Below are 24,603 nucleotides of genomic sequence, written 5' to 3' on the forward strand. Positions count from 1 at the left end.
ATGTTAATTGTAACGAGAATCACTAAATTAAAGAAAGAACGATCGAAAATTTCATCTAATATTAGTGTAGGATTCGTGCCAACCATGGGGGCGTTACATTTAGGACACGAAAGTTTAATTAAACAAGCCCGTGCCGAGAATGATTATGTGATCGTCAGTATTTTTGTTAATCCTTTGCAATTTGGCAAAAATGAAGATTTGGATAAATATCCGAAACAATTAGAGCAAGATAAGAGGATATGTGAGAAATTAGGAGTTAATCTTTTATTTACTCCATCTAATGAAGAAATTTATCCGTTAAAGGAAGAAACTACTTTAGTTATACCACCAGCATCGATGATGTCTGTTTTATGTGGTAAATATCGAGATGGACATTTTCAGGGTGTCGCTACCATTGTGACGAAATTATTTAATTTAGTTAAGCCAAATATCGCTTATTTTGGGCAAAAAGACGCACAACAAGTAGCAATTATAAAAAAAATGGTCAATGATCTTAATATTCCAGTAAAAATAAAATCTTGTGCTATTATTCGGGAAGAATCGGGGTTAGCTTTAAGTTCTCGTAATCAGTATTTAACTTTAGCAGAAAAACAAGAAGCCATCTTATTATTTAAAAGTTTAAATATAGCAAAAGGGGCTTTTTTAAAAGGAGAAAAAAATACTAAAAATTTAATTCAAATTGTTAAAAATCAGTTTAAAGATCATCATAATTTAACTCTACAATATGCTGAAATAGTCGATCGAAAAACATTACAACCCTTGACAATTATCACTGATTCTGCTTTAATGGCGATCGCTGCGTTTTGTGGTGAAACTCGTTTAATAGATAATATTATTTTAACCGTGAAAAAACCAATTATAGCTATAGATGGACCTGCAGGAGCTGGAAAATCTACCGTTAGCCGTCGTTTAGCTCAAGAATTAGGCTTCATCTACCTTGATACGGGGGCAATGTATCGAGCAATTACATGGTTAGTCATGAAAAATAATATCAATATCACCGATGAAAACTCTATTGAACAATTAGTAAATATAGCAGAAATTGAATTGTTACCAAGTGAAGATTTAAAAATACCCGTCACGGTAAAAGTTAATAGCCAAGACGTAACTAAAGAAATTCGCACTTCTGCCGTTACCGCTAACGTATCGAAAGTTGCAGCGCAAAAAGCTGTTAGGGAAAAAATGGTAACATTGCAACAGGAATATGGTAAACAAGGGGGAATTGTAGCCGAAGGTAGAGATATTGGTACTAATGTTTTTCCAGAAGCAGAATTTAAGATTTTTTTAACAGCATCTTCTCAAGCAAGGGCAAAAAGACGATTAATGGATTTACAAAATCAAGGAGAAAATAATGTTAATTTAGAGCAGTTAATTGCGGATATTGAACATAGAGATTATCTTGATAGTACTCGTGATATTGCACCGTTGAAAAAAGCAGAAAACTCGATCGAGATTATTACAGATAATTTAACTATAGAAGAAGTAATTAATAAAATTAAAAGTTATGTTCAATAATAAAATTATAAAAAATAAGCTAAATATTAATATATTTACCAAACAATAATGAGAAAAAGAAGAATTAGAACAAATAATCATCCGGGTCAAAATTTAGATTCATTTTTAGATATTTTGACAAATACTGTAGGTGTTTTAATGTTTGTTGGTTTATTTGTAAGTTTATTAGCAGTAGAAGCTGGAACAGTTATTCGCACACCTTTACGCTCAGAAACAAAGAAAATTGGAAAATTTTTTGAAATTAGAAACAATCAAGTTTTTTTAGTTAGTGATCCTAAGTTAGAGCAAGAAATCGATACAATTTTAGCTACTTTACCCAATTGCCGAACTCCAGATATTCCTAAAAATATTCCTTCTTATTTATATAACTTTTATATCCAAGAAATTGACAAATATGAACAGTGTAATAAAAGTCGTAATATTAAATTAAAAAATTTTTACTATGATAACAATAATTATTCAATTACTTTCACTGATAATGGTTCTTTAATGTATGAGTCTAAACCTTCATCTTTAGGAGAAAACACAAAAGAATTAAAAGACAAAACATCTAATTTTAGTGAAATTTTAACACAATTAAATCCTAATGTAAATTATCTTGCTTTTATCGTGCGCCCCGATAGTTTTGAGGCTTTTAGAGTCGCTAGAGAAAAGGCTTGGAGTTTAGGTTATGAAGTAGGTTGGGAGCCTATTTCTCAAGATAGAGTTTTAGTCTTTGGCTCTGGTGGTCGATCGATCGGAGTACAATAAAAAAATGAATAAATGGCGTTTTATTCCTTTAATGAAGGGAGATGGTAAATTACACATGGCGATCGATGAGTGGTTGTTAATACAACATCAAAAATACAATCATCCCTCTACACTCCGATTTTATACATGGAATCCCCCAGCCATTTCATTAGGAGTTAGCCAAAAACGACATTTTCCTAGTCATTGGCAAAATTTAACTTATCAAGGAAAACCCATTGATTTGGTGAAACGTCCTAGTGGTGGGAGAGGAGTATTACATCAAGGAGATTTAACTTATATGGTGATAACCTCCCATTTGGATGGAAATTTAGATCAAGTGTATCGGCAAATATGTCAATTCTTAATTTTGGGATGGCAAAAACTAGGAGTTGATTTACAATTTGGACAACCTGAAAGACAATATTTACACTCAGCTAATTGTTTCAAACTAGCTACTAATGCAGATCTAGTCGATCGAGCGGGAAATAAGTTTATAGGCAGTTCACAACTTAAAAAGGGCAAATTTACTCTACAACATGGTTCAATGCTCTTAAAGCCTGATAAAGAGTTATTTCAGAAAGTTTTTAATACCGTACCCCCCAAAACTATTTTATCGTCTTCTATCTGTTTGGAATCGATCGTAAATATATTAACAAAATCCGCAGAAGATTATTTTAACTGTCAGTTTGAGATTCAACCTTTATCGCCACAGGAGTTAAACCAAATTCAAAAAATGATTACTTTATAAATCTTTGGGAAAAAAGACGACTTTCTTCAGATATAATATTCCACTACCATAAAATTTAGGCAATTAATTTTTCATGAGTGTAAATTGGGAAGCCTTTGGACAATATGAAGATATTTTATATTTTAAGTATGATGGTATTGCGAAAATAGTTATCAATAGACCTCATAAACGTAATGCTTTTCGCCCACAAACGGTGTTTGAACTTTATCATGCTTTTTGTGATGCGAGAGAAGACCAAACTATTGGAGTAATTTTGCTTACGGGCGCAGGCCCTCATACCGACGGCAAATATGCTTTTTGCTCCGGTGGTGATCAAAGTGTCAGAGGGAAAGCAGGATACATTGGTGATGACGGTATTCCTCGTCTAAATGTATTGGATTTACAGCGATTAATTCGCACTATTCCTAAAGTAGTTATTGCTTTAGTTGCAGGATACGCCATCGGTGGTGGTCATGTATTACATTTGATTTGTGATTTGTCGATCGCCGCAGATAATGCTATTTTTGGACAAACAGGCCCGAAAGTGGGTAGTTTTGACGGTGGTTTTGGTGCTAGTTACCTTGCCAGAATTGTGGGACAAAAAAAAGCCCGAGAAATTTGGTTTTTGTGTCGTCAGTATAATGCCCAAGAAGCCTTAGATATGGGATTAGTTAATACAGTAGTGCCTATCTCAGAGTTGGAAAATGAAGGAATCAAATGGGCTCAGGAAATACTCGAAAAAAGTCCTACCGCAATCCGTTGTCTAAAATCCGCTTTCAATGCTGACTGTGATGGTCAAGCAGGATTACAAGAATTAGCTGGAAATGCTACTTTATTATATTATCTCACGGAAGAAGGTACAGAAGGAAAACAGGCGTTTTTAGAAAAGCGATCGCCAAATTTTCGTCAATATCCTTGGCTACCCTAAAAAATTAGGAATGGGAAATGAGGAAGACAAAGTAAAGTGAAGATATAATTAATTTTTTTAGTTTTAAAAATATGGAAATAGATAAGTTAGATTCAATTTTAGGCATACTAGCCATAATTATTTTACTAGGAGGTTTGTTGATGTTATTTAGCGGAGTTAAGAAAATGAATGATTGAATAAAAAATGCCCGTTATGATAACTAAAATATAGTTCAACTTTTATCCTAGTAACTTATGCTTATACAATTAATTTTTATTAATAATTAAACAGATTTAGAAATGGGTAATTCTGATGAGACTCTTGTTTCTTGATTAGTATTTAAAATTGATTCCACCTCTAATGTACCTTGAACAGTAGCACATCCTAAAGAAAAAGATTTTTCAAGTAAGGCAATTTCAGGAATAGTTTTCCATTCAGTGTTAAACACTGGGGTTGTCAAGTGGCAAGACTTCCATTCTCCTTGAACTAAAACTCCTAATTGTGAACACATTCCCCCTCGTCTTCCTTCCGGATTATAAAATTGACAATAACGACAAGCAGAAGTACAATATTTATTGGTTTTCATTTTCTTACTATAAAAATTTATCTAACAGTTTTTTATCTCTTTCTATTATTAACTATTCGGGATCAAGGCTTTTTTGCCTAGAAATGGCTTCTACCTAGAAGGATCACCTTTTTTTGAGGTTTTTTCTTTTATATTGTTTTAACTATTGCTTAACAGATCTAAATATTTAGTTTAACTTTAGTAAAGTTAGATAAAGTTTTAGTTGTCGATCGAAATAATGTATTAAAAGATACAGTGGGGATCAACAAAAAACTATCTAAAATCTACTAAAAAAGGAATTATATTGTTAAGCACTTCTTTGAAAAAAATTAGGTTATTTTTCTGCAATTATGGGAGTGATCATGAAAAAAAAGAGTATAAAAAATCCAAAAATATCGTTAATTTCTTGATTATTCTTAACAAATGTTAAATCTTCTTAAACCTTTATATCCTGCTTTTTTTACCTCTTTACAAGGTAATCCTGAGCTTGCCCATGTACAAAGCCTCAATTTATTACAACAATTAAGTTTGAATAGGAAGAATATTGTAGGAAAATGGACTATTCGAGAAATGGAAAAATCTTTCTGTTATAGTCATCCTTCTCTATGTCAATCTTTATGGAATCTAAACTTTTCTCATCCTTTAGGTTTAGCACCGGGATTTGATAAAAATGCTCAAGGGGCTGGAATTTGGTCAAGTTTTGGCTTTAGTTTTGCGGAATTAGGTGCTGTTACCCTTCATCCTCAAGTTGGTAATCCTTCCCCCCGAATGTTTCGCTTACCAGCGGATAAAGCAATTCTTAATCGCATGGGTGCTAATAATGATGGTGCAGAGGCGATCGCACAAAGACTACACGAGACATGGATAACACATCCTCGTACTATTCCCATCGGTATTAACTTATGTAAATCTAAAATTACTGAATTAGATCAAGCGGCTGATGATTATGTTAGTAGTTTTCGTCTTTTACGTTCTTATGCAGACTATTTTGTCGTCAATGTCAGTTCTCCTAATACTCCCGGACTTCGATCGTTACAGGGAACAGAACAATTAGAACCAATCCTAGAGGGTTTACAAAACGAAAATCAAGGTGAAAAACCGATTTTGATTAAAATTGCACCAGACTTAGAATGGCATGAGATAACGTCAATTTTAAGGGCTTCTCAACAATATAATTTATCGGGGATAGTTGCCACAAATACTACCATTAAAAAAGATGGATTAAAAACCGAGATTTTACCCGCCACAGGTAAGCCGATTACAGAGGAAGCAGGAGGAATTAGTGGAAAACCGTTAAGAATTCGATCGACAGAAGTAATTAAGTTTATTTATCAAGAAACTAGGGGTAATTTGCCTATAATTGGCGTAGGTGGTATTTTTGACACAGAATCGGCATGGGAAAAAATTACAGCAGGAGCAAGTTTATTACAATTTTATAGCGGTTGGATTTATGAAGGCCCTTGGGTTGTTAAAGAAATTTTAGAAGGCTTAACTGTAAAATTGGCAGAAAATGGACTTAATCACATACAACAAGCCATTGGTATAGAAGCACAAAAAAATAACGATAATAATCCTAAATAAATTATGTCGAAAAGGCTTTTTTAATCTAAGATAAATATTATTTTTAACAAGTACTTTATTTAAAAAAAAATGAGTTTAACTACTAAATTTCTATTTCACGCAGGTACGATCGTTTCTTTATTATTACTTAAATCTCCTATGACAATAGGTCAAGTACCCCCCTATGGAGCTCAAGTAAACGAATATAATAGTAGAGCATGGTCTGCCAGTCAACAAGGAGATTATGATACAGCTATTATTAATTATCAACGAGCTGGTGAAGCGGCTAAAAAATTAACTAACCCAATTTTACGAGACTGTGCTGTTTCTGGTGCTATGGCAAATCGTCAAGCGGCTCAAATAGCTAAACAATATTTGAAACAAGAGGGTATAGTCAATTCCACGACTTTACAACAAGCAAGGGAAAGAGAAATTAATGCTTTCGAGGCTTACTATGATCAATTTTATCTCAGCCGTCCAGATTTGGTTAATAGATGTCCATAATCATTGATTTTCAGACATTTTTCCTCTATTTATTCCATTCTACTTTCACCTTTTTCGTAATTTATAGTCTTAACTAGCTTCTTCTTCCTCTTGCCAATTTTCCTCACTCCAGTCGATCGCTTCAGGATTATACTCTCCATTATGATTAGGTAAATTATCTTCATCTAACCATTCTTCCCAATCGTCATCAGTTTCTAAATCAGGAGAGACATCTTCATTTTCATTATCCATTATAATTTCTTCAGAAACTAAGGCTTCTTCTTCCGACATTTCTCCCATTAAATCTCCCCAGTTTTCATCTTCTACCGATTCTTCTTCCATAGAAATATCCTCCCCCTCAGAATTAAATATTTCTTCTTCTTCTTCGGAAGCCACTTCTAAAGATACTTCTTCCGAGACATTTTCCAATTCCTCTTTCTGGGAGAAAGAATCTTCTACATCATTATTTAAATCATCAATCCAGTTTTCAGATACATCATCATTGATATTATCTTTATCTTCTTCATCTATGGTAAAAGAATTTTCTATGGAAGATTCTTCTTCAAAATCATTAAAATTATCGTCAAAATTATCATCCGTTTCCGAGAATTTTTCGTGCTCTACAGAAATAAAATTAATATCAACAGAACTTCCACTAATTATTTTAAATATTGTAACTAAAGTTTCCCTATTTTTATCCCAAGTTTGATATATATTTTCTAGTTGTTTCTGATGAAAATTTAAAGCATAATTATCTTTAGATAGCAAATTTTTATCATTAATATGAGTATTTAATCCCTTAAGTAAATCAATATCTGTTTCTATTTTACTAACTTGTTGTTTGGTAGTTAACTTAATTTTTAAACTGTTACTTAAAGCTAACAATAAACCTTCAGATAACTTTTTTTTCTCTATTAAATCTTTGATTTTGTCATAACTGCTCATTATTTTAGATGACTCCCTAGTTATAAATATATAAATAAAATATTGTTAATTTTAATTAGCTTTTTAGCTTATCTCATTTAAACTTTCTTGCAATAAGTTGAACATTTTCTGTAAACTTTGAACATTTTGTAATATTTTTTCGTGAGATTTTTCTACTTCATGAAAATGTAATTTTTCTATTTGATTATTATTTTGAACTTCATCAAGTTGATGATCGATTTCATTATTTAATAAATCAATATTACTGCGATAGCATTGAGAATGAGAAGAATTATCTCCATCATTAACTGTCGTAACTATCTCTAATTTCATGGCTTCAGCCATCGCCATTGCCATTGCTGTTTCGATGTTTCCTTCTCTGATTTTGGCTTTAACTTCTTCAATTTTACTCATTATTAATCGATAACCTCAAATTTTTTCTTTCAATTAGCTTAACTCAAATTTTCCTTAATAACTTACCAAAAATCGGTGACTTTATAATTCAAATCTTCTAACATTATTCGTAGCAAAGGCAGACTTAAGCCAATGACATTACTATGACAACCTACTATTTTCTCGACAAATAATCCTCCTTTACCTTCTAAAGCAAAACTTCCAGCACATTTGAGAGGTTCTCCTGTACTAACATAACTTTCGATCGAAGAATCGTCAATATTGGCAAAAAAAACTTCTGTAATGCCACAACGAATAATTTTTTGGTCTTTCCCCGTGTCTATTAAAGCATGACCAGTGTATAATTTTCCTACTTTTCCTCTCATTTTTTGCCATCTTTTCATGGCATTTTCAGGGTTATTTGGTTTACCATAAATTTCACCATCGACTTCCAGCACAGAATCACAGCCTAAAACTAAAGCGTCAGAAAAATTCTCCGCTACTATTTCCGCTTTTTTCCATGCTAAAGTATTTACTAAATCTACTGTTGTGCTTAGATTAATTTGAGATTCGTCATAGTTACTACTACATACGATCGTTTTAATTCCTACCATTTCTAATAGTTTTAATCTAGCAGGAGATGCGGATGCCAAAACAAATTGAGTCATAATTTTTTATAATGCTAGTTTTCTCTCCCGAAGACGCAAAGACGCCAAAAAGTTGAAATTATTTTTTATTATTTTCTAAAATATGTCACTCTTAAATTATCATAAATACTCTAAAAGAGCCAAAATTCTTACTAATTACTTAAATGATGATTCATATTCGTGGTGCAAGACAACATAATTTAAAAAATATTGATTTAGATTTACCCCGCAATAAGTTAATTGTCTTCACGGGGGTATCTGGTAGCGGAAAATCTTCCCTTGCCTTTGATACTATTTTTGCTGAAGGGCAACGCAGATATGTAGAATCTTTGAGTTCCTACGCAAGACAATTTTTAGGACAGTTAGATAAACCCGATGTTGATAGTATAGAAGGTTTATCTCCGGCTATATCTATCGATCAAAAGTCCACTTCCCATAATCCTCGATCGACGGTAGGTACTGTTACTGAAATTTACGATTATTTACGATTACTCTATGGTAGGGCAGGATTCCCCCATTGTCCAATCTGTGATCATTCTATCACGCCCCAGTCCATCGATGAGATGATCGATCGAATTTTATCTTTACCCGAAAAAACCAAGATACATTTATTAGCACCCGTTGTTAGAGGAAAAAAAGGTAATCATCACCAGTTACTCTCTAGTTTACGCTCTCAAGGCTTCGTAAGAGTTAAGATTGATAACGAAATTCGAGAATTAGCCGATAATATTGAACTCAAAGCCTCACAATCTCATCATATCAGTGTTTTAGTCGATCGACTTATCGTTAAACCGAATCTTCAGGAAAGGTTAGCTGACTCTCTCTCTACTTGTCTCAAAATTGCTGATGGTATTGCATTGGTTGAAATTTTTTCTGGTGAGGGGGTTATCTCTCGCAAAGACGCAAAGACGCAAAGAGAAGACGCAAAATTTTTTGAGGAGCAAATAGTATTCTCGGAGAAGTTTGCTTGTCCTACTCATGGAGCAGTGATGGAGGAGTTATCCCCCCGTCTTTTTTCCTTTAATTCGCCCTATGGGGCTTGTGAGTCTTGTCACGGGTTGGGTAGTTTAAGACAGTTTTCACCTCATTCAATCATACCTGATCCCAAAGCCAAAATAATCAATGCCATCGCCCCTTGGGCGGAAAAAGATAACCCCTATTATCTCTCTCTCCTTGAATACGTCAGCAAGGAGTATAAATTTAAACTCTCTGATTCATGGGATAGTCTTACCCCTCAACAACAGCATATTATCCTCTACGGCGATAAGGAAATTCAAAATATTCAGTATGGTTATTATCGTGGGGTGATTCCTATGTTAGATAAAACCTATCAAGAGACTAATTCTGAAATTATTAAGCAAAAATTAGAGCAATATTTAGACTATCAAGTCTGTGAAGTTTGTCACGGTAAACGTCTTAAACCCGAAGCCTTATCCGTAAAATTAGGGCAATATTCTATCTATGATTTAACTAGCGTCTCTATCGGTGAATGTGTTAACCGTATCAATAATATTCAATTAACCCCAAAACAAGCCCAAATCGGCGAATTAGCTTTAAGGGAAATTCAGCAACGCCTCACATTTTTACTCGATGTTGGTTTAGACTATCTTACCCTCGATCGTACTGCTATGACACTTTCAGGAGGAGAAGCCCAAAGAATCCGATTAGCCACTCAAATAGGCTCAGGTTTAACAGGTGTCTTATACGTTTTAGATGAGCCTAGTATCGGTTTACATCAACGGGATAACGATCGACTATTAAAAACCTTAAAAAAATTACGAGATCTCGATAATACTTTAATTATTGTAGAACATGATGAGGACACGATCAAATCTGCTGATCATATTGTTGATATTGGTGTCAAAGCTGGAGTTCACGGCGGCGAAATTGTCTATCAGGGAAACTATGAAAATCTCTTAAAATGTGAACAATCCTTGACGGGTGCATATCTATCGGGCAGGAGAAAAATAGAAATACCCACCACCAGACGAGAAGGCAACGGTAAATTTTTAACTCTCAAAAACTGTCACCGTAACAACCTGAAAAATATCGATGTAGAGATACCTCTCGGCAAATTTGTTTGTATAACTGGGGTATCTGGTAGCGGTAAATCTACCCTCATCAATGAGTTATTATACCCTTCCCTCCAACACCATCTTAACCGTAATGTACCCTTCCCCAAAGAATTAGGCACATTGGAAGGCATCGAATCTGTTGATAAAGTTATTGTAATCGATCAATCCCCCATCGGACGTACTCCTCGATCGAATCCTGCCACTTATACGGGGGTTTTTGATGTCATTCGGGAGTTATTCACGGAAACCATCGAAGCTAAAGCCAGAGGCTACAAAGCAGGTAGATTCTCTTTTAACGTCAAGGGGGGAAGATGCGAAGCCTGTAGCGGTCAAGGTGTCAATGTGATTTCCATGAATTTCTTACCCGATGTCTATGTACAATGTGATATTTGTAAGGGTGCAAGGTATAACAGGGAAACTCTCCAAGTTAAGTATAAGGGATTTTCGATCGCCGATGTGTTAAATATGACGGTAGAGGAAGCCTTGCAAGTGTTTGAAAATATCCCTCGTGCGGTAAATCGCCTCCAAACCCTTGTCGATGTTGGTTTAACTTATATCAAATTAGGGCAGTCTGCACCTACTTTATCGGGGGGAGAAGCGCAACGGGTGAAACTGGCTACGGAATTGTCTCGCCGTGCCACTGGTAAAACCATATATTTGATTGACGAACCCACTACAGGTTTATCTTTTTATGACGTGCATCACTTATTAAATGTTTTACAAAAATTAGCAGATAAAGGAAATTCGATCGTCGTTATCGAGCATAATTTAGATGTGATAAAATGTGCTGATTGGATTATTGATTTAGGTTTGGAAGGAGGCAATAAAGGAGGAGAAATAATCGCCGTTGGTACACCGGAAAAAATAGCTAAATCTAAAAAATCTTATTTGGCTAAGTATTTAAAATCTTGTTTACGATAAAAACAGAAAAAATAATTATCATTAGGATAAAATTAATTGATTTTTATGTCTAATTTTCTGTTAATAAATCTTGAATTTGCTCAAAATCACGACTATTTCTCGTAAGTAAAACAGCTTTATTTACTATTACGATCGAAGCAATTTTTAAATCCATCGTTCCTATTTTACTATATTTTTTCCTAAGAATTTCAAATTCTTTAGCCGCTTTTTCATCAAAATCAATAATGGGAATTTGACAATAATTGATTAACTGTTTTTTGAGTTTTTTATAAATATTTACCTGTTCATTAATATTCTTGGATTTATTAACTAAACTTAACCATCCTTGTATTTGTTCTTGATAAGTAATAATACTCACAGCTATTTCTTGAGGATTAATATTTTTCAATTTAAGTTTTAAACATTCCGCATCCTTGCCATTACGTTCTAAAATACTAAGATGATCAGTATCTAAAATATACATTAAAATATATTAATAAAAAAGGTTAACAATTAGCAAAACAGTCGAAATTATACATTAGATTTACGATAATCTTGTCCTAATTTCATAGCCTCATCATACACTTGATCATCTTTAAATGTACCACTAATATTTTCCCACCATAAGGGAGAGGATGAATTAGGTTTTATGGTTTCTTGAAATGATAATTGTCTCTGTTTTAAATATTCATTGACTCTCAAGATAATTAAGCTACAATAACCTCTTAATTGGACAATTAATTCATGGTTTTCTATTGAATCCTTAAAATATTCCTTCAAATCATAAGTTGTATCTGACAAAGTTTTCCCAGCATTTTCAGAGAATTGTTCTAATTCCGATCTTGAAAGTATATGACCAAATACATCAATAGTCTCAGCAATTAATTGACACCCCTTAATTGTCTTTTGCAAGTCTATTTCTTCCTCTCCAGTTTTATCTTCATTAAGAATAGAAATACCTAAAAGTAATTTCGTGTATCCCACCAAATAATTTGTTATATCATCAATTATATATCCTAATTCTATGGCTTCTTGTATATGGTTATAATGTCCCCACAAATCAAACCAAGATTTAGTTAAGGTATTCAATAATTCGGCTTTTTGTCGATAAGTAATTGAGTTATCACGACATTTTTCTAAAATAATCTTTGTTTCTTCGATCAGATTTTGAAAAAGTTTTTTATCTGAATTAGCAAAAATATCATTCAAATAGTTCGGGACAATTTCAATATTATTTAAAATATAATGATGACAACCATTATTAATATCTTTTAGTTTAATATCATTCATATTATTTACTTACTAAAATTCTGAAGAAAGATTAATTGTAATAGTCATAAGTAAATTTTTGTGATACTTTAATGAAAGGTCTTATTTCGATCATAACTATAACACTTTAATCATAGCAGTTATTTTCAGTGGCGATCGTAGTCTAATTTTCATTATCTATTGATTAAGAAAGTTTACGGGATCTCTATAATCAAAAAAATGTTGATTAAGATAAACTCATAAAGATTATTTATCTATCCCCTGAAATTATGGCTCACCCTCTCTACGTTGCTTTTATTTGGCATCAACACCAGCCCCTCTATAAATCTCGTCTCTCTAGTCATGATTTTGGGGGTCAATATCGTTTGCCTTGGGTTAGATTACATGGTATCAAAGATTATCTTGATTTAGTTTTAATTCTTGAAAAATATCCCTTATTACATCAAACTGTTAATCTTGTTCCTTCTTTGATTTTACAGTTGGAAGAATACGCCAATGGAACTGCGATCGATCCTTATCTAGCTTTAACTTTAACTCCCGTTAATGAATTAGGAAAAGAAGAAAAACAATATATTATTGAGCATTTTTTCGATGCTAACCATTATCATCTAATTCGTCCCCATGCCCGTTACGAAGAACTTTATCAACAACGTCATTTAAAAGGGGAACAATGGTGTTTTGATAATTGGCAGGAAAAAGATTATAGTGACTTGTTAGCATGGCATAATTTAGCATGGTTCGATCCTCTCTTTTGGGATGATCCTCATATTGCAGAATGGTTGGAAAAAGGTAAAAATTTCACTTTGATTGATCGACAACAAATTTGTGCAAAACAACAGGAAATTATTGCTCGTATCATTCCGCAACATAAAAAAATGCAGGAAACAGGGCAACTAGAAGTTACTACCACCCCTTATACTCACCCGATTTTACCTTTATTAGCAGACACCAACGCAGGACGAGTGGCTATTCCTAATATGACTTTACCAAACGATCGATTTCAGTGGGAAGATGACATACCTCGTCACCTTAATAAAGCATGGGATATATATATAGATCGTTTTGGTCGATCGCCTAGAGGGTTATGGCCTAGTGAACAGTCCGTTAGTCCTTCAATTTTGCCCCATATAGCCAAGGGAGGATTTAAGTGGTTATGTTCCGATGAAGCAGTATTGGGATGGAGTATCAATCATTTTTTCCATCGGGATGAAATGGGTAACTTATATGAACCAGAATACTTATATCGTCCTTATCGATTAGAAACTTCTGAGGGGGATTTAAGCATTATTTTTCGAGATCACCGTCTATCAGACTTAATTGGCTTTACCTATGGTGCAATGAACCCAGAACAAGCCGCAGGAGACTTAATTGGTCATTTAGAAGCGATCGCTAGACGTTTTAAAGAAAGACAATGGGGAGATAAAAGTAGTTTAGAATTACCTTGGTTAGTCACGATCGCTCTTGATGGGGAAAACTGTTGGGAATTTTACGAAAAAGACGGCAAACTCTTTTTAGAATCCCTTTATAGTAGGTTATCTCAACAATCACAAATCAAGTTAGTTACTGTTTCCGAATTTATCGATCAATTTCCTCCCACAGAAACCCTCAACAGTGGCAGTTTACACAGTGGTTCATGGGTTGATGGTAGCTTTAATACTTGGATTGGAGATCCCGCCAAGAATCGAGCATGGGAATATCTTAAAACCGCTAGAGATAGCCTTGCTAAACATACTGAGGTAACAGAAGAAAATAATCCGGAAGCGTGGGAAGCCCTTTATGCTGCCGAAGGTTCTGACTGGTTTTGGTGGTTTGGCGATCCGCATCATTCCAATCATGATGCCATGTTTGACCAACTATTCCGAGAACATTTAATCGTTTTGTATCAAGCCTTAGATGAAACTCCCCCAGAATATTTATATCGTCCTGTGGCAGAACTGGAAACGAAATTGGCAAACGATTATTTACCAGCTAGTTTTATTCACCCCGTCATAGATGGTCGAGGAGAGGAAGAAGATTGGGATCGGGCAGGAAAAATCAAAATTGGCGGTGCAAGGGGAACTATGCACAAAGCAAGTATTATTCCGACAATATTTTATGGTTGGGATCACCTTAATTTTTATCTCCGTTTTGACTTAAAACCGGGAGTTAAAGCCGGGCAAGATTTACCTTCAGAATTACACTTAGTTTGGTTTTATCCGGGTAGATTAACTCATAATAAACAACTTTCATTAGGTAATATACTAGATGAACCCCCTCTCAACTATTACTATCATCATCATCTCTGCATTAATTTAGTGACTCAAACCACTTGGTTACAAGAAGCAGGGGCAGATGGTAACTGGCATTCTCGTTATTGTAGTGGTAAAGTCGCTTTTGATTCTTGTATTGAAATTTCTGTTCCTTGGAAGGATTTACACATAGATCCTGATGCTGAAATCAGTTTATTAGCTATCTTGGCGGAAAATGGTCAATATAAAGATTATTTACCAGAAAATACTCTCATTCGCCTTCAGGCACCTTAATCAAAATTGACAATTAACAATTAACCATTGACAATGAACAAAAGTGATAGACAAAAAGCAATATTATTTATTTATTACTTTTCCCAAACCCCTAATTTATGAACACCCCTAATTTATCCTCCCAATCTTCAAAGGCAAATATTCAAAAAGTTAAACTGTTAGTATTTTCGATCGAGAATCTAAATGTAGCCTTACATATTGATACAGTGCAAAAAGTTGTTAACTACTCTACGATCTTCAGCAGTGGTTTAAATCACTATGGATTAGTGAACTTAGGAGATCAAGAAATCACCGTTATTGATTTACATAAAAAACTATTTAACACTTCCCAAAATTTAACGATCGAAGATAAAAAATATTTACTTCTAGCCATTAATAGTGTCAACGAAACCTTTGGGATCCTAATTCAAAGTACCCCAGAACTTTATGATATCTCTCTCGATACTATTAGAGAATTACCGTCATCTTATCGTCGGGTTGACACCTTAAAAATAGCTTCTCATGTCTTAGTTATTCCCGAAGAAGATCAAAATAAAACTGTATTTATACTAGATCCTGATGAATTGATAAGTCCCGTATAATTTTTCTAAAAAACAGGTATTTCTCAATGTTGAAGATTGATTGATAGGAGACCCTCCCCGGAAGGGGAAGATCTTGGAAGACAAGAAGATAGGAAAGACAGTCTATATTATATCACATTTTTTTTAATGGTGGGATTTTTGATAACTTATTGAAATCTTAATCTTTGTTAATAGTGTCTGCATAAACTGGTTTTTCATCCAAAATGCCCATTCTTTCAGGAGGCCAAAAACGAAGGGAAGCACGTCCCACAAATTTGTTTCTTGGCACAAAACCCCAGTAATGAGAATCATAACTATTATTACGATTATCTCCCAACACTAAATATTCTCCTTCGGGAACAATAACTGGTCCGTAGTCATATTGTGGTGCTTCTTTGATATAAGCCTCTCTTAATATCTCACCATTAACCATAACTTTTCCATTGCGTACCATTACTTCATCTCCGGGTAAACCGATAATTCTTTTAATGAAAGCATCGTTAAAATTTTCCCTTTGCAATGCTTCTGTGGCGTTAAAAACAACTACATCTCCTCGGTTTGGTTGATGAAAACGATAACTCATTTTCTCAATGATTAGACGATCGTTTATTTGTAAAGTAGGTTCCATGGAAGATGAGGGAATATATCTAGCTTCCGCTACAAAAGTACGAATACCAAAAGATAAAACTGCCGCCATACCGATCGTTTTTAATACTTCTAACCAAGGGTTTTCTTCCCCTTTAACGATATTAAGCTGTTCATGTTCTGGTCGTTTTTCACTCATAGCTATTTTTAGATCTTAGTTTCTGCTTATTTAGTTTAACTTAAACATTTAAACCCTAACAGGTTATTCCCTTAATTGACAATAAACGAAAAACAATGAACAATAAACTATGTTGAAAAATAATAGCCAACTGTTAATTATCAACTATTTACCATCAACCATTCATTATCATGTCTAGGACAAAAATATTACAACCTGATTTAGTTTTAGGAGATGTGGTTATTCATCTTACTCCTAGTTTAATTCAAAAATATAATTTGAAAGGATTAGTTTTGGATGTGGATGAAACTCTCGTGGCTTGGAATGAAAAGCAGTTATCTCCTGAATTGATTAACTGGGTTGAAGATATGCGCAAAATAGTAGATTTATGGTTAGTTAGCAATAACCTTAGTGAAAATCGTATCAGTTCCATCGCATCTAGTCTAAATTTACCGTTTATTTTTGGAGCTGGGAAACCTTCTCGTCGTAAACTTCGACAAGCTGTGGATGCCATGAATCACCCCCTTGAACAAACGGCTATGGTTGGCGATCGATTATTTACTGATGTTTTAGCCGGTAATCGTTTAGGAATGTTTACCATTTTAGTAGAACCGATGGTGTCATCCCAATCTAAACTTATTTCTTTGAGAAATTTTGAGGTATGGTTATCCCAAAAGCTGGGAGTTTCTGTTTACAAAACTTAAGATTTCAGTATATTTAGTAACATTTATTCATAGTTATTAAACAAATCTAAAGAAAATATTAAGAAACTCTATATAACGTAAAAAATGTGTGATTATAATTCCTAGATAAATTGAGGTCAGCTTATATAAAGACCTTAAGCATAAATAAGTACATATAAAAAACAAGAGGTATCTCATTTTTATGGGGTGCCTCTTATCAATGACAAATATAAATTTGTGACACAAAAAAAGGGAGTTAAGTCCCCTTTGGTAAATGTTTATAAACTAGCTCACACTAGAATTGAAAAACGGTACGAAGTACGCCAACCACAGCAGTGTCATTGGAATCATCTTGGTTAGGATTAAACACAGCGTAAATACCGGGAGTAATAGAGATATTGTCGGTGACAGGATATTTATAGTTACCTTCCACAATCCATGATGTATTGCCACCAAGGGTAACATTACCTCCTCTGGTTTCTACTGCATCAACATAAGGTAACATTCCACCACCGATGTTTAACACAGCACCTTCTTTCATTAAGTCAAGAACAGAGAAATTAAGGGCAAAAGTCCATAAATCGGCACTAGCTCCACCGTTGCTAGGATCGTTTAAGTCACTGTAACCACCCCAACCAGAAACATTGAATTGTTCTGCAATGCGCCAGTTACCTTGAATACCTACATTATGACTTTCTACTCTTACATTTCTAAGATCATTACCTAATGCACCAAGGGGAGTTAAACCACCACCGATGTTGTTAGCATTGTCATAAGCAAACATATAACCTATACCAAAGCCAAGATTTTTATTGGGGTTAATCCCAAATTGAACTCCTGCACTATAAACCCCATTAAATAAACCGTTTCCATCTGTAGGATCAGCCGCACTACTATTACTACCTGCTAAATAGGATGCGGTTATATCAAAAGTATCATTGAATTTATATTTAGCACCGATACCTGCGTCTCCAGTGTTACGATACATAACAGGGTTGAAGCGTAAAGCACGAGACAAAGAACCAGTGCCAGAACTCTCAGTATAAGGAGAGAAGGTTTGATAAATATCTTCTGAGGGCATCACAGTACCAACCCAGAATTTAAACTTATCTCCAAGGGGTGCGGTGTAGTAAACTCTGTCGATGACAACATCATTACCAGTATCCCCAGTAAATTGTTCAAAATTAAGTCTAGCTTGAGTACTAGAAGGATTATTTCCTGTCTGGGTTCTGATACGGGGAACATTTCCTGCCGCCAAACGGACTCTTAATCTGTCTTTGCCACTGAAAGAACTATCTAAAGTTAAACGAACACGATCGCTTAGGGTTACTTGATCATCACCTTGACTATTAGGGCCAAAACCTGTTAGAGCAAAGATAGCTTCCCCTTTTAATTTAGTGGTAGTAGAGAACTGATGATCTTCTAAGAAGGCAACTCTACCTTCTAGGTTATCTACTCTTGCACCCAATGCCGCTAATTCTGTTTCAAATTCAGCCATCAAGCGTTTTAGCTTTTCGATGTCTTCTTTCATTACTGCCTCACTAGCGGCAATTAAGCGTTCCATTTGCTGCATACAAGCATTTAAACCGGCGGCAAATTCGTAACGACTTAAGGCACGATTACCTCTGAAAGTACGATCAGGATAACCAACTATACAACCGTAACGTTCAACTAAACTTCTTAATGCTTCAAAAGCCCAATCGGTAGGGGAAACATCTCTTAATTGAGAAACGGAAGTAACTTGTCCCATAGGTTGGGTTTGGTTATATTCAGAAACTTGTTGTAGAGTGTTATCAGGGTTAATCTCATTTGCGTTAGCACTGTTAACCACTACGCCATTTGTTGCCATTGCTAATGCGATGACTGTGGGAGTTGCGATCGAGTATTTTTTAAAAGACTTAAACATATTTTTTTTAAGTTTCTCACACCTTAAATATTGGTCATAAATAATTATTAACATATAAAACTCATTTTGACCAGTTAAAATGTATTCCAAAAAACAATTATTGAATTAGTTTTATGTATTTTCTGTATCTAAAAGCCTTAATGCCTTCTGATTTTTTAATAACCAATTAAATAGAAACATTTTTAAAAGGACAATTGATGGAAGATAAAGAAAATTCAGAAAAGTAGTTGTCATTTAAGAACGATACACGTTAACATGGAATAATGCACAAGGGGCTGTAACGGTTTCGACAGGCTGGTGAAAGCTGACCCGTGATGCAGGTCGAGAGTGAGTCTTCTCTCGGAAATACCGGACTCGAAAAAATAGTAACTGCGAACAACATCGTTCCTTTTGCTCGTAAAGCTGCACCTGTTGCTGCCTAAGACCTAATAAATTGGTTCGAGCGCTTATATTGTGACTCCGTTAAGCATTATAGGCAACCCTCAACGGATGCTCTCTGAGAAGGCTTCTAGTCTAACCCAGAGTTAAGAAAATACTAGAAAATCCTATTGTCAGGGATAAGTGACAATTCCCGTCTGAGGATCAGAAGGACTAAACCTGTGAACGAACGATAGGTAAATAACCGGTTTGGACAGCAGTTCGACTCTGCTCAGCTCCATTTTATGATTGATGATCAATAACAGATAATTAGGGATTTTTAACTTCTCTCTAATTCTCTTTGTTGGTTGCTTGTACTTTAACCAATTCGACTTCTTTTTCGTCTCCTGGTTCAAAACGAATGGCTGTACCGGCGACAATGTTTAATCTCATACCAATAGTTTTTTCTCTCTCAAAATGTAAGGCAGAATTAACTTTATCAAAGGGAAAATGTGAACCAATTTGAATAGGTCGATCACCTGTATTCGCTACTGTAACTTTGAAAGTTTCTCTACCTTGATTTAACTCAATTGCTCCTTGTGGAGTAAAAATTTCTCCTGGTATCATAATAAATAAAAAGAAAGTTAATAATTCTGATTTTATAATAAAATAACTTTTAGACATCACGAAAATAATAAATTTCTGATTTAGTCTGTCTATTGGGCAAAAAATAGAAAATATTAATCTCATGCAATTATCTCCTCAAGAAAAAGATAAACTATTGATTTTTACTGCTGGTTTATTAGCAGAAAGACGTAAGGCAAAAGGACTAAAACTGAATTATCCTGAAGCGATCGCATATATCTCTGCTGCGATTTTAGAGGGTGCAAGAGAAGGACGCACAGTGGCGGAATTGATGAGTTATGGTACAACTCTATTAACAAAAAATGATGTGATGATAGGGGTAGCAGAAATGATTGAAGATGTACAGGTAGAGGCAACATTTCCTGATGGAACAAAATTAGTTACAGTTCATCATCCTATAAGTTAATTATGATTATTCTTACTCAAAAAATCCATTTAGAATCTAATCATCAACCCAATTTAACTATTTTTTTAACGGCAGAAGAAAGGACAAAAATTAGACAAACGATCGAAATAAAAGAACAAAATTCTGATAATATTACTTTGCTGAAACTTAATTTATCAAGAGGAGAGTTTTTAAACACAGAAGATATATTGAGTAACGATGAAGGTAGTTTTTTCGTTAAAATAAAAGCAAAATTAGAACCTGTGATTACGGTAAAAAGTGATTCAAAATTAAATCTATTAAAAGCGGCTTATCACTTGGGAAATCGTCATGTTAGTTTAGAAATTGGAGAACATTATTTAAGGTTTTCGCCAGATCATGTTCTTGAAAGTATGTTAATGAAATTAGGCTTAAATATTTACGAGGAATCAGCACCTTTTTTCCCAGAATTTGGTGCTTATAAACATTAGTTTAGTATTAATGGTTTTAAAAATACAATTATCATAAAGTCCGCAGTTTTAATTTAATCTGAAGCCTTTTTTATTGTCTTAAATATTGATGAACACAAGCAAGATACCACATATAATCATCAATTTTATAGGAGATTGCTTTGTTAATGTAAAACCAAGACTTTTCTTGATCTCTTTCCGCTTCATAATATAAACCGATGTAGAGATTTAGATAAAACATTTCTCTTAGATTATTGATATTTGCATTATTGAGGATAGTTTGTACTGTTGATCTACCAGAAAAAAATCGATATATTGGAGTCATGAACGATCGAGGATCATACTTTATCGGTAATAAACAATCTCTTGCAGAGATAACATTCTCTAATTGAGCAATACAAAGATAATGCCAAAGGGTTTCCTCTACATCCAAAGAATTGACACTTAAATCTACTTCAAACTGTCTTGCACCCTTAGCATATTTTTTTAAATAATAATAAGTAATACCTCTCTGCCATAGATAAGGGGTAAGTTGGGGGTTTAACTCTTCTGCCTTATTAAAATCTAAAAGAGATTCTTTTAATCGGACTAATTTAAAATAGATCATTCCTCGATAAATATACATTCGAGGATCGAAAGGATAAACTTTTAATTGTTGATCACATTTTATTAAATCTGTTTCTAAAACATTTGTATCAATCATGAAGTTTAAAATAGAAAAAAGAATGATCAATTATCTTTTCGACTTTAGAATTTAGATCTATCATTTCTAAATACTAGGGGAAATTTAGATATATTGACTATTCATGTTATATTAGGCTATTGTTTTAACTGGGAAAAAAGGATTACTTATAACCAAATCAGATATAAACAAACAAAGTCAATCATCAAAAAATTATCTGAAATCTTTTGTGAAATTAAGTATTATTTGATGGATAATAAAAACAAAAATGCTGGTATGATTTACAAAAATCAGTATATCATTAAAGCAAATTTATAGTTACTACTTATTTTGGTGTGCAAGGAGAAAATAAAAATGAAAAAAATAGATTTGAACGGAAAGCCGTTTCATTTTATCGGCATAGGGGGTATTGGAATGTCTGCTTTGGCTTATATTTTAGCTAAAAGAAACCTTCCTGTCTCTGGTTCAGATATTCGTGCTAGTCATATAACTCAGCGATTGGAAGGAATCGGAGCAAAAATTTTTACGTCTCAAACCGCTGAAAATCTGGAAGAATTAGCAAAAAAAAATTATTCAAACTCAAATCTTTTTGATCACACCTCAAATAGTAACTATGATCCTCAGATTATTTGTTCTACGGCAATTAATAATCATAACTCTGAATATCAGGGTGCGATCGAAAAAGGGTATCCTCTCTATCATCGTTCCGATTTATTAGCCGCTTTAATAAAAGATTATCAGAGTATTGCTGTAGCAGGAACTCACGGAAAAACTACTACCAGCAGTTTAATTGCTTATATGCTGTTAGAATGTGGATTAGATCCCACAGTTATTATTGGTGGAGAAGTTAAGGCATGGGAAGGGAATGCTCGTTTAGGTAAAAGTCCTTATTTAGTAGCGGAAGCTGACGAATCTGATGGTTCTTTAGTCAAACATCATCCTCAGTTTGGTATTATTACTAATATAGAGTTAGATCATCCTGATCATTATCAATCTTTAGATCAATTAATCAATATTTTTCAGGAGTTTTCCAGTCAATCAGATACGATCATAGCTTCTATTGATTGTCCTGTGGTAAAAGAACATATAAAAGCAGATATTACTTATAGTTTAAATCCTCATTCGGGAGCTAATTATATCGCTCAAAATGTGATTCATACTCCTTTGGGTAGTGAGGCAGAAATTTGGGAAAATGGTCATTTTTTAGGTAATATTTCCCTGCTATTATCAGGAGATCATAATATTAGTAATGCTTTAGCTTCGATCGCCCTAGGACGTAAATTAGGTTTAGATTTCAATATTATTACGGAAGCCCTAAGCACTTTTGAAGGAGCAAAAAGAAGATTTGAATATAAAGGTACTTATGAAGGAGCTACATTAATTGATGACTATGCTCATCACCCTAGTGAAATTCGTTGTACTTTACAAGCAGGTCGATCGAGATTACCTCAATATAAAGCAAAAAGATTAGTTGCCATATTTCAACCCCATCGTTATAGTCGTACATCTACATTTTTAGAGGAATTTGCACAATGTTTTGATCAAGCAGATGTGGTAATTATTACAGATATTTATAGTGCAGGGGAAACTAACACTAACGGTATTACGGGAGAAAGTTTAGTTAAAAAAATCAAAGAATACCACGATCGAGTTTATTATCATCCTGAATTATCAACTATGACAGAATTTTTAACGGATTTTTTACAACCCCAAGACTTAACTTTATTTTTGGGTGCAGGAAATTTGAACCAAATCATACCTCAACTCGTCAAACTAAATCATAAAAACCTCGCTCAAGCAGCCTAAATCAATTAACAATGAACGATTAATAATTAACAATTATTTACTATTCACCTGTTAACTGTTCAGTATTTTTATGACAATTAAATCAGATTCAGTAAAAACACCAATATCTTTACCCGGTACTAAATGTTTTATTCATCATTCCGTGTCACTGTCTAACTACACTTCTTATCGAGTTGGTGGTACAGCAAAATGGTATGTTGAACCACAATCTTGGGATGATATTCAAGCTGTTTTTGAATGGATAGAAAAACAACAAATTCCTTTTACTTGTTTAGGTGCTGGTTCAAATTTACTGGTTAGTGATCATGGTATTAAAGGCTTAGTATTAAATACTCGTCATCTCAAAGAGTGTCATATTGACGAGAATAATCATACGGTGACAGTCGGTGCCGGTTATCCATTACCCACCTTGGCATGGAAAGCTGCGAAAAAAGGTTGGCAAGGATTGGATTGGGCTGTTGGTATTCCTGGTACTATTGGTGGGGCTGTAGTTATGAATGCCGGAGCCCATCAAAATTCTATGGCAGATATTTTAATTAATGCCGTCGTTGCCTATGGGGATGGTAGTATTGAAACTTTATCGAGAAAAGATTTACAATATAACTATCGATCGTCACGATTACAAAAAGAACAAGCCTTAGTATTAAAAGCAACTTTAGCTTTAACTCCGGGTATGGAAAGGGAAAAGATGCTAGAAATTACAACAAATAACTTTAGGATGCGCAAAAGTACTCAACCTTATGATAAGCCTAGTTGCGGTAGTGTATTTAGGAATCCTCAACCAAAAGCCGCAGGATGGTTAATTGAACAAATTGGTTTAAAAGGCTATCAAATTGGAGGTGCACAAGTTGCTCATCGCCATGCTAACTTTATCATTAACTCAGGAAATGCTACCGCTAATGATATTTTCACATTAATTCACCATGTACAGGAACAAGTAGAAAAAAAATGGTCAATTCTATTACATCCTGAAGTGAAATTATTAGGACAATTTTAATGAAGCGATGCTGAAAAAGTATGAGTGATGAGGAAGTAGGTATTAAGTATTGGGCATTAGGTGTTAGATTGAAGAATTCACGAAAAATATATCTTAATGGATTTTTTTATTTTTAATTCTTGGATTAAATAATATGATGTTCTGAAAATTAAAC

General features: G+C 34.0%; 24 protein-coding genes and 1 other RNA gene. 15 read left to right on the forward strand and 10 right to left on the reverse strand.

Features of this window, described 5'->3' with window-relative positions:
- From GM3709_RS04060 to menB, 4 genes are all read left to right on the forward strand, one after another.
- Nucleotides 1-1,515 (forward strand): bifunctional pantoate--beta-alanine ligase/(d)CMP kinase, encoded by a 1,515-nt coding sequence (locus GM3709_RS04060; protein WP_066116537.1) that lies wholly within the window; start codon nucleotides 1-3, stop codon nucleotides 1,513-1,515.
- Between the two features lie 48 nt (nucleotides 1,516-1,563).
- Complete coding sequence (locus GM3709_RS04065) at nucleotides 1,564-2,265, forward strand: hypothetical protein (RefSeq protein ID WP_066116539.1); 702 nt, start codon at nucleotides 1,564-1,566, stop codon at nucleotides 2,263-2,265.
- A gap of 4 nt (nucleotides 2,266-2,269) precedes the next feature.
- A complete protein-coding gene (locus GM3709_RS04070) occupies nucleotides 2,270-2,992 on the forward strand; it encodes a lipoate--protein ligase family protein (protein WP_066116541.1) in 723 nt (240 codons plus the stop codon).
- Between the two features lie 73 nt (nucleotides 2,993-3,065).
- Nucleotides 3,066-3,899 (forward strand): 1,4-dihydroxy-2-naphthoyl-CoA synthase, encoded by an 834-nt coding sequence (gene menB, locus GM3709_RS04075; protein ID WP_066116543.1) that lies wholly within the window; start codon nucleotides 3,066-3,068, stop codon nucleotides 3,897-3,899.
- Nucleotides 3,900-4,161: 262 nt separating this feature from the next.
- On the opposite strand, the gene GM3709_RS04080 is transcribed toward menB, so the two are convergent.
- On the reverse strand, nucleotides 4,162-4,464 hold the full coding sequence (locus tag GM3709_RS04080) for a hypothetical protein (RefSeq protein WP_066116544.1): 303 nt from the start codon (nucleotides 4,462-4,464) through the stop codon (nucleotides 4,162-4,164).
- A gap of 402 nt (nucleotides 4,465-4,866) precedes the next feature.
- On the opposite strand from GM3709_RS04080, the gene GM3709_RS04085 reads away from it, so the two are divergent.
- Both GM3709_RS04085 and GM3709_RS04090 read left to right on the forward strand, forming a co-directional pair.
- Nucleotides 4,867-6,024, forward strand: a complete 1,158-nt coding sequence (locus GM3709_RS04085; RefSeq protein ID WP_066116546.1) for a quinone-dependent dihydroorotate dehydrogenase — start codon at nucleotides 4,867-4,869, stop codon at nucleotides 6,022-6,024.
- 69 nt (nucleotides 6,025-6,093) lie between these two features.
- Nucleotides 6,094-6,507 carry a hypothetical protein gene (locus GM3709_RS04090; RefSeq protein WP_066116548.1) on the forward strand — a complete coding sequence of 138 codons (414 nt, stop codon included), beginning with the start codon at nucleotides 6,094-6,096 and terminating at the stop codon, nucleotides 6,505-6,507.
- Between the two features lie 69 nt (nucleotides 6,508-6,576).
- On the opposite strand, the gene GM3709_RS04095 is transcribed toward GM3709_RS04090, so the two are convergent.
- The 3 genes from GM3709_RS04095 to GM3709_RS04105 all read right to left on the reverse strand — a co-directional run bounded on the left by GM3709_RS04095 (nucleotide 6,577) and on the right by GM3709_RS04105 (nucleotide 8,474).
- Nucleotides 6,577-7,431, reverse strand: a complete 855-nt coding sequence (locus tag GM3709_RS04095; protein ID WP_066116550.1) for a hypothetical protein — start codon at nucleotides 7,429-7,431, stop codon at nucleotides 6,577-6,579.
- Nucleotides 7,432-7,494: 63 nt separating this feature from the next.
- Nucleotides 7,495-7,824 carry a hypothetical protein gene (locus tag GM3709_RS04100; protein ID WP_066116552.1) on the reverse strand — a complete coding sequence of 110 codons (330 nt, stop codon included), beginning with the start codon at nucleotides 7,822-7,824 and terminating at the stop codon, nucleotides 7,495-7,497.
- Nucleotides 7,825-7,886: 62 nt separating this feature from the next.
- The gene (locus GM3709_RS04105; protein WP_396229701.1) at nucleotides 7,887-8,474 is read right to left on the reverse strand and encodes a Maf family protein; all 588 of its coding nucleotides are present in this window, start codon (nucleotides 8,472-8,474) and stop codon (nucleotides 7,887-7,889) included.
- A gap of 143 nt (nucleotides 8,475-8,617) precedes the next feature.
- Between GM3709_RS04105 and uvrA the strand changes: the two genes are divergently transcribed.
- Nucleotides 8,618-11,446, forward strand: coding sequence for an excinuclease ABC subunit UvrA (uvrA, locus tag GM3709_RS04110; protein ID WP_066121714.1), 2,829 nt, complete (start codon nucleotides 8,618-8,620; stop codon nucleotides 11,444-11,446).
- Between the two features lie 49 nt (nucleotides 11,447-11,495).
- Here the strand turns inward: uvrA and GM3709_RS04115 are convergent, their stop codons facing one another.
- On the reverse strand, nucleotides 11,496-11,909 hold the full coding sequence (locus GM3709_RS04115) for a type II toxin-antitoxin system VapC family toxin (RefSeq protein WP_066116556.1): 414 nt from the start codon (nucleotides 11,907-11,909) through the stop codon (nucleotides 11,496-11,498).
- Nucleotides 11,910-11,956: 47 nt separating this feature from the next.
- Nucleotides 11,957-12,715, reverse strand: coding sequence for a hypothetical protein (locus GM3709_RS04120; protein WP_066116558.1), 759 nt, complete (start codon nucleotides 12,713-12,715; stop codon nucleotides 11,957-11,959).
- Nucleotides 12,716-12,963: 248 nt separating this feature from the next.
- On the opposite strand from GM3709_RS04120, the gene GM3709_RS04125 reads away from it, so the two are divergent.
- Together GM3709_RS04125 and GM3709_RS04130 are read left to right on the forward strand one after the other, a co-directional pair.
- Nucleotides 12,964-15,216 (forward strand): glycoside hydrolase, encoded by a 2,253-nt coding sequence (locus GM3709_RS04125; RefSeq protein ID WP_066116560.1) that lies wholly within the window; start codon nucleotides 12,964-12,966, stop codon nucleotides 15,214-15,216.
- Between the two features lie 98 nt (nucleotides 15,217-15,314).
- A complete protein-coding gene (locus GM3709_RS04130; protein WP_066116562.1) occupies nucleotides 15,315-15,797 on the forward strand; it encodes a chemotaxis protein CheW in 483 nt (160 codons plus the stop codon).
- Between the two features lie 157 nt (nucleotides 15,798-15,954).
- Here the strand turns inward: GM3709_RS04130 and lepB are convergent, their stop codons facing one another.
- Entirely contained in the window at nucleotides 15,955-16,560 is a 606-nt protein-coding gene (gene lepB, locus GM3709_RS04135; protein ID WP_066116564.1) for a signal peptidase I, read from the reverse strand.
- Nucleotides 16,561-16,730: 170 nt separating this feature from the next.
- Here lepB and GM3709_RS04140 point away from each other — a divergent pair, with 170 nt between their 5' ends.
- Nucleotides 16,731-17,243, forward strand: coding sequence for a YqeG family HAD IIIA-type phosphatase (locus tag GM3709_RS04140; RefSeq protein WP_066116566.1), 513 nt, complete (start codon nucleotides 16,731-16,733; stop codon nucleotides 17,241-17,243).
- A gap of 274 nt (nucleotides 17,244-17,517) precedes the next feature.
- Here GM3709_RS04140 and GM3709_RS04145 read toward each other — a convergent pair whose 3' ends face one another.
- Nucleotides 17,518-19,128 (reverse strand): iron uptake porin, encoded by a 1,611-nt coding sequence (locus tag GM3709_RS04145; RefSeq protein WP_066116568.1) that lies wholly within the window; start codon nucleotides 19,126-19,128, stop codon nucleotides 17,518-17,520.
- A gap of 271 nt (nucleotides 19,129-19,399) precedes the next feature.
- Here GM3709_RS04145 and ssrA point away from each other — a divergent pair.
- Nucleotides 19,400-19,789: a transfer-messenger RNA gene (ssrA, locus tag GM3709_RS04150) on the forward strand.
- A 47-nt stretch (nucleotides 19,790-19,836) separates the two neighbouring features.
- Here the strand turns inward: ssrA and GM3709_RS04155 are convergent.
- A complete protein-coding gene (locus GM3709_RS04155) occupies nucleotides 19,837-20,112 on the reverse strand; it encodes an urease subunit beta (RefSeq protein ID WP_066121716.1) in 276 nt (91 codons plus the stop codon).
- A gap of 121 nt (nucleotides 20,113-20,233) precedes the next feature.
- On the opposite strand from GM3709_RS04155, the gene ureA reads away from it, so the two are divergent.
- Both ureA and ureE read left to right on the forward strand, forming a co-directional pair.
- Complete coding sequence (gene ureA, locus GM3709_RS04160) at nucleotides 20,234-20,536, forward strand: urease subunit gamma (RefSeq protein WP_066116570.1); 303 nt, start codon at nucleotides 20,234-20,236, stop codon at nucleotides 20,534-20,536.
- Between the two features lie 2 nt (nucleotides 20,537-20,538).
- Nucleotides 20,539-20,985 carry an urease accessory protein UreE gene (ureE, locus tag GM3709_RS04165; RefSeq protein WP_066116572.1) on the forward strand — a complete coding sequence of 149 codons (447 nt, stop codon included), beginning with the start codon at nucleotides 20,539-20,541 and terminating at the stop codon, nucleotides 20,983-20,985.
- 70 nt (nucleotides 20,986-21,055) lie between these two features.
- Here the strand turns inward: ureE and GM3709_RS04170 are convergent, their stop codons facing one another.
- Nucleotides 21,056-21,667 (reverse strand): hypothetical protein, encoded by a 612-nt coding sequence (locus GM3709_RS04170; protein WP_066116574.1) that lies wholly within the window; start codon nucleotides 21,665-21,667, stop codon nucleotides 21,056-21,058.
- 333 nt (nucleotides 21,668-22,000) lie between these two features.
- On the opposite strand from GM3709_RS04170, the gene murC reads away from it, so the two are divergent.
- Complete coding sequence (gene murC / locus GM3709_RS04175) at nucleotides 22,001-23,452, forward strand: UDP-N-acetylmuramate--L-alanine ligase (protein WP_066116576.1); 1,452 nt, start codon at nucleotides 22,001-22,003, stop codon at nucleotides 23,450-23,452.
- A 70-nt stretch (nucleotides 23,453-23,522) separates the two neighbouring features.
- Nucleotides 23,523-24,449 (forward strand): UDP-N-acetylmuramate dehydrogenase, encoded by a 927-nt coding sequence (murB, locus tag GM3709_RS04180; protein ID WP_066116578.1) that lies wholly within the window; start codon nucleotides 23,523-23,525, stop codon nucleotides 24,447-24,449.
- Nucleotides 24,450-24,603: the final 154 nt, after the last annotated feature.

The sequence above is a fragment of the Geminocystis sp. NIES-3709 genome, from assembly GCF_001548115.1.
Taxonomy (GTDB): domain Bacteria; phylum Cyanobacteriota; class Cyanobacteriia; order Cyanobacteriales; family Cyanobacteriaceae; genus Geminocystis.

Coding starts and splice junctions, on each gene's coding strand:
- GM3709_RS04095 (WP_066116550.1), bottom strand. CDS start 7,431: ATGAGCAGTTATGACAAAATCAAAGATTTAATAGAGAAAAAAAAGTTA.
- GM3709_RS04085 (WP_066116546.1), top strand. CDS start 4,867: ATGTTAAATCTTCTTAAACCTTTATATCCTGCTTTTTTTACCTCTTTA.
- GM3709_RS04170 (WP_066116574.1), bottom strand. CDS start 21,667: ATGATTGATACAAATGTTTTAGAAACAGATTTAATAAAATGTGATCAA.
- GM3709_RS04060 (WP_066116537.1), top strand. CDS start 1: ATGTTAATTGTAACGAGAATCACTAAATTAAAGAAAGAACGATCGAAA.
- GM3709_RS04065 (WP_066116539.1), top strand. CDS start 1,564: ATGAGAAAAAGAAGAATTAGAACAAATAATCATCCGGGTCAAAATTTA.
- uvrA (WP_066121714.1), top strand. CDS start 8,618: ATGATTCATATTCGTGGTGCAAGACAACATAATTTAAAAAATATTGAT.
- GM3709_RS04115 (WP_066116556.1), bottom strand. CDS start 11,909: ATGTATATTTTAGATACTGATCATCTTAGTATTTTAGAACGTAATGGC.
- GM3709_RS04155 (WP_066121716.1), bottom strand. CDS start 20,112: ATGATACCAGGAGAAATTTTTACTCCACAAGGAGCAATTGAGTTAAAT.
- menB (WP_066116543.1), top strand. CDS start 3,066: ATGAGTGTAAATTGGGAAGCCTTTGGACAATATGAAGATATTTTATAT.
- GM3709_RS04080 (WP_066116544.1), bottom strand. CDS start 4,464: ATGAAAACCAATAAATATTGTACTTCTGCTTGTCGTTATTGTCAATTT.
- GM3709_RS04090 (WP_066116548.1), top strand. CDS start 6,094: ATGAGTTTAACTACTAAATTTCTATTTCACGCAGGTACGATCGTTTCT.
- GM3709_RS04100 (WP_066116552.1), bottom strand. CDS start 7,824: ATGAGTAAAATTGAAGAAGTTAAAGCCAAAATCAGAGAAGGAAACATC.
- GM3709_RS04120 (WP_066116558.1), bottom strand. CDS start 12,715: ATGAATGATATTAAACTAAAAGATATTAATAATGGTTGTCATCATTAT.
- lepB (WP_066116564.1), bottom strand. CDS start 16,560: ATGAGTGAAAAACGACCAGAACATGAACAGCTTAATATCGTTAAAGGG.
- GM3709_RS04125 (WP_066116560.1), top strand. CDS start 12,964: ATGGCTCACCCTCTCTACGTTGCTTTTATTTGGCATCAACACCAGCCC.
- GM3709_RS04130 (WP_066116562.1), top strand. CDS start 15,315: ATGAACACCCCTAATTTATCCTCCCAATCTTCAAAGGCAAATATTCAA.
- GM3709_RS04070 (WP_066116541.1), top strand. CDS start 2,270: ATGAATAAATGGCGTTTTATTCCTTTAATGAAGGGAGATGGTAAATTA.
- murC (WP_066116576.1), top strand. CDS start 22,001: ATGAAAAAAATAGATTTGAACGGAAAGCCGTTTCATTTTATCGGCATA.
- ureE (WP_066116572.1), top strand. CDS start 20,539: ATGATTATTCTTACTCAAAAAATCCATTTAGAATCTAATCATCAACCC.
- GM3709_RS04140 (WP_066116566.1), top strand. CDS start 16,731: ATGTCTAGGACAAAAATATTACAACCTGATTTAGTTTTAGGAGATGTG.
- murB (WP_066116578.1), top strand. CDS start 23,523: ATGACAATTAAATCAGATTCAGTAAAAACACCAATATCTTTACCCGGT.
- ureA (WP_066116570.1), top strand. CDS start 20,234: ATGCAATTATCTCCTCAAGAAAAAGATAAACTATTGATTTTTACTGCT.
- GM3709_RS04145 (WP_066116568.1), bottom strand. CDS start 19,128: ATGTTTAAGTCTTTTAAAAAATACTCGATCGCAACTCCCACAGTCATC.